The sequence below is a fragment of the Rhizobium leguminosarum bv. viciae genome, assembly GCF_012276115.1.
Classification (GTDB): Bacteria; Pseudomonadota; Alphaproteobacteria; order Rhizobiales; family Rhizobiaceae; genus Rhizobium; species Rhizobium leguminosarum_T.
Window position 1 is genome coordinate 1 of the sequence record NZ_WIEU01000058.1, and the last position, 1,149, is coordinate 1,149.

Genomic DNA, 1,149 nt, shown 5'->3' on the forward strand with positions numbered 1-1,149 from the left:
GGCCATCCCGGGGTTCGCGCGGCAAAGCGCCCGTACAGGAATAGGTGTCAACGACCGACTTCATGAAGGGACTTTGCCGCTCCAGCTTCGCATCGCTTGCTGACTTGAATGGGCTATCCGAAGGACACGCCCGCAGACAATTCGAAGCATGGAGCCCAATTATGATGGCAGAACCCGCCGAAATCCAGTGCGTCCTCGGCCTGGACGTCTCCCGCGACACCGTCACCCTGTGCGACGGCCGTACCCGCCACACGGTGACCATCGCCAATGATGCCGACGCGCTGCGCACCGCCCTGTTGCCCTACCAGGGCACCGCCACGCTCGCCGTCTGCGAGGCCACCGGCGGCCATGAGGATACCTTGCTCGGTGTGCTCCTGGAACTGGCCATTCCTGCCCATCGCGCCGATCCCGCCAAGATCAAGGCCTATATCAAATCCTTCGGCAAGCGCGCCAAGAACGACCCGATCGATGCGCGATGGCTGTCCCGCTATGGTCGCGACCGCGCCGCCACACTGCCCCGTTGGCAGTCGGCCGATCCCACTCAGCAGAAGCTCGAGCTGCTCGTTGCCCGACGTCTCGACCTTGTCGCCATGCGGGTGCAGGAGCAGAACCGCCTGAAAGCCCCGCGCAGCCGCCTTATCGCCGACAATATCCGCGACCATCTCGCCGAACTGGAGCGCCATATCGAAGCCCTCAATGCCGAGATCGACACCCTGATCGGCGAAAGCCGCGATCTGGCACTGCGGGCCCAACAGCTGCGTTCGGTGCCCGGTGTCGGACCTGTCCTGGCGCCGCTGCTCTTGGCCGTCATACCCGAACTCGGCACCCTCAACCGCCGCCAGGTGGCAAGCCTTGCCGGTGTCGCCCCGCATCCCAAAGACAGCGGCAAGGCCAACTGGCACCGCAGCACCACCGGCGGACGGCGCCAGATCCGACCGGCGCTCTTCATCGCCGCTCTCGCTGCCTGCCGCGGCGACAATCCGCTCGCTGTCGCCTACAAGGCCCTGCTCAAGGCCGCAAAGCCCAAGCGCGTCGCCCTCACAGCCATCATGCGCAAGATCATCACCATCGCAAACGCCCGCGTCAGAGACGCCGTGCGACACCAAAATGAAATAGGGAAGATCAACGCATAAACTGACTTGGTGAGGG

The 1,149-nt window shown here is 64.5% G+C and carries 1 protein-coding gene; it reads left to right on the plus strand.

Annotated features, from left to right (window positions below; translation table 11 throughout):
• The first annotated feature begins 161 nt into the window (after positions 1 to 161).
• The gene (locus GFM02_RS34745; RefSeq protein WP_168272431.1) at positions 162 to 1,133 is read left to right on the plus strand and encodes an IS110 family transposase; all 972 of its coding nucleotides are present in this window, start codon (positions 162 to 164) and stop codon (positions 1,131 to 1,133) included.
• The last annotated feature ends 16 nt before the right edge of the window (positions 1,134 to 1,149 follow it).

Coding starts and splice junctions, on each gene's coding strand:
- GFM02_RS34745 (WP_168272431.1), top strand. CDS start 162: ATGATGGCAGAACCCGCCGAAATCCAGTGCGTCCTCGGCCTGGACGTC.